We start from the raw sequence: 3,156 nt of genomic DNA, 5'->3' as shown, positions 1-3,156 counted from the left end.
GAAAAGGGGCCGGGTCTCGGCTATCTGCCGGGCCGCTGGCTCGACGGCGAACTGATCACCGGCGCGCTGCGCGCACTCGGGCGCCAGTCCGGCGCGCAGATGCTCGGCTTCGGCACCGCGCAGGGCTTCCTGCCGCTGCGCCAGCAACTGCAGACGCGTCTCGCCGAAGTGGAGATCGGCGTGAAGCCGGAACAGATCGTGCTGGTATCGGGGATCACGCAGGCGATCGACCTGATCTCGCGGATCTACGTGAAGCCCGGCGATGCGGTGATCGTCGGCGACCCGGCCTGGTTCCAGATGTTCGGCCGCTTCGCGGCGCAGGGCGCGCAGCTCGTCGGGATGCCGTACACGCCGGACGGCCCCGATCTCGACGCGCTCGAGACGCTCGTGCAGATGTGGCGGCCGAAGATGCTCGTGATCAACTCGGTGCTGCAGAACCCGACCGGCACGTCGCTGTCGGCCGCGCAGGCGTTCCGGATCCTGAAGCTCGCGGAAGCGTACGACTTCCTCGTCGTCGAGGACGACGTGTACGGCGACCTGTGCCCGCCGAGCTATCCGGCCACGCGGCTCGCGAGCCTCGACCAGCTGAAGCGCGTGATCTACCTCGGCAGCTATTCGAAGACGCTCGCGGCGAACCTGCGGGTCGGCTATGTCGCATGCGCGCCGGAGATCGCGAAGGCGGTCACCGACCAGAAGATGCTGGTCGGGATGACGACGCCCGAGCTGAACGAGCGCGTGCTTTACAAGATCCTGACCGAAGGGCACTACCGGCGTCACGTCGAGCGGTTGCGCGCGCGACTCGACGGCGTGCGCGACAAGACCGCGCGGATGCTCGAGCGTACCGGGCTCGGCCTCTTCACGATGCCGGCGGCCGGGATGTTCCTGTGGGCCGACACGGGCGTCGATTCGGACGCGCTCGCGGCGGTCGCGCACGAGGCCGGCTTCTTGCTGACGCCCGGCAGCCTGTTCTCGCCGCAGCAATCGCCGTCGACGTGGATGCGCTTCAACATCGCGAACTGCGGCGATCCGGCGCTGCCGGGGCTGCTGTCGCGTTATATCGATTCGGCCGCGCGCCGCGCGTCGTGACGCGGCGCGGCACGCCGGGCCTTGAAATCGGGCGTGCCGTCCCCAGATACCCGCGCAAACCGCTTGCGCCAGGCGGTCGCCTTTCACGGGCCGGCCGGCATCGCGCGCCGGACGCCTGCGCCACACCATTCAAGTTCAAGTAAGAGGAAACAGCATCCATGGCACACGAAACGATGAGCTTTCAGGCAGAGGTCAAGCAACTCCTCCACCTGATGATCCATTCGCTCTACAGCAACAAGGAAATTTTCCTGCGCGAACTGGTGTCGAACGCGTCCGACGCGGCCGACAAGCTGCGTTTCGAAGGGCTCGCGGACAACGCGCTGTACGAAAACGATCCGAACCTGCGCATCCGCATCGGCTACGACAAGGCCGCGCGCACGATCACGATCGACGACAACGGCATCGGCATGAGCCGCGACGAGGCGATCGCGAACCTCGGCACGATCGCGCGTTCGGGCACCAAGGAATTCTTCACGAAGCTGTCCGGCGACCAGCAGAAGGATGCGGCGCTGATCGGCCAGTTCGGCGTCGGCTTCTACTCGGGCTTCATCGTCGCCGACAAGATTACCGTCGAGACGCGTCGCGCGGGCCTGCCGGCGAGCGAAGCCGTGCGCTGGGAAAGCGCGGGCGAGGGCGATTTCACGATCGACGCGATCGAGCGCGCGCAGCGCGGCACGACGATCACGCTGCACCTGCGCGAAGGCGAGGACGAGCTGCTGTCGTCGCACCGCCTGCAGTCGATCATCCAGAAGTATTCCGACCACATCGCGCTGCCGATCCTGATGCAGAAGGAAGAATGGGATCAGGAAAAGGGCGAGATGGTCCTGAAGGACGAGGACGAGACCGTCAACCAGGCGAGCGCGCTGTGGACGCGTTCGAAGAGCGACGTCACCGACGAGCAGTACACGCAGTTCTACCAGCACATCGCGCACGATCACCAGGATCCGCTCACGTGGACGCATAACCGCGTCGAGGGCCGCAGCGAATACACGCAACTGCTGTTCGTGCCGTCGCACGCGCCGTTCGATATGTGGAATCGCGACTATCGCGGCGGCCTGAAGCTGTACGTGAAGCGCGTGTTCATCATGGACGACGCCGAGCAGCTGCTGCCGCAATACCTGCGTTTCGTGAAGGGCGTCGTCGATTCGGCCGACCTGCCGCTGAACGTGTCGCGCGAGATCCTGCAGGAAAGCCGCGACGTGAAGGCGATCCGCGAAGGCGTGACGAAGCGCGCGCTGTCGATGCTCGAAGAGCTCGCGAATGCGGAAGAGGATGCCGGCAAGGAGAAGTACAAGACGTTCTGGGGCGCGTTCGGCCAGGTGCTGAAGGAAGGCCTCGGCGAGGATCACGCGAACCGCGAACGTATCGCGAAGCTGCTGCGCTTCGCGTCGACGCACGGCGACACCGACGCGCAGGACGTGTCGCTCGCCGACTACGTGTCGCGCATGAAGCCCGAGCAGAGCAAGATCTACTACGTGACGGCCGACGCATGGCAGGCCGCGAAGAACAGCCCGCATCTCGAAGTGTTCCGCAAGAAGGGCGTCGAGGTGCTGCTGCTGACCGATCGCGTCGACGAATGGATGCTGTCGTTCCTGCAGGAATTCGACGGCAAGCCGCTCGCGAGCGTGGCACGTGGCGACCTCGATCTCGGCGAGCTGAACGACGAGGAGAAGAAGGCGCAGGAACAGGCGGGCGAGGCGATCAAGCCTGTCGTCGAGAAGATGAAGGAAGCGCTCGGCGACAAGGTGAAGGAAGTGCGCGTCACGTTCCGCCTGACCGATTCGCCGTCGTGCCTCGTTGCCGACGACAACGACATGAGCGGCTACCTGCAGCGGATGCTGAAGGCAGCCGGCCAGAACGCGCCGGCGATGCAGCCGATCCTCGAGATCAATCCGGAGCACGCGCTCGTGAAGCAGTTGAAGGCCGACAGCGTCGATTTCGGCGACTGGTGCCATCTGCTGTTCGATCAGGCACTGCTGGCCGAAGGTGGCATGCTCGACGATCCGGCAAGCTTCGTGAAGCGGACCAACGCGCTGCTGCTGTCGCGCGCTGCGTGAACACACGCATGCG

Annotated in this window: 2 protein-coding genes; both read left to right on the top strand. The window is 65.4% G+C overall.

Features of this window, described 5'->3' with window-relative positions:
- On the top strand, positions 1-1,086 hold a 1,086-nt coding region (locus JYJ84_RS32545; protein WP_205189981.1), incomplete at its 5' end, for a PLP-dependent aminotransferase family protein.
- 158 nt (positions 1,087-1,244) lie between these two features.
- On the top strand, positions 1,245-3,143 hold the full coding sequence (gene htpG / locus JYJ84_RS32540) for a molecular chaperone HtpG (RefSeq protein WP_122945970.1): 1,899 nt from the start codon (positions 1,245-1,247) through the stop codon (positions 3,141-3,143).
- The last annotated feature ends 13 nt before the right edge of the window (positions 3,144-3,156 follow it).

Origin of the sequence: Burkholderia sp. LMG 13014 (genome assembly GCF_905232215.1) — a bacterium.
In the GTDB taxonomy this organism is placed as follows: domain Bacteria; phylum Pseudomonadota; class Gammaproteobacteria; order Burkholderiales; family Burkholderiaceae; genus Burkholderia.
The sequence above is the reverse complement of the archived record's forward strand: the minus strand, read 5'-3'. Positions and strand labels throughout refer to the sequence as shown.

Bases quoted from the DNA above. Each gene is read 5' to 3' on its own strand.
- htpG (WP_122945970.1), top strand. From the start codon at position 1,245: ATGGCACACGAAACGATGAGCTTTCAGGCAGAGGTCAAGCAACTCCTC.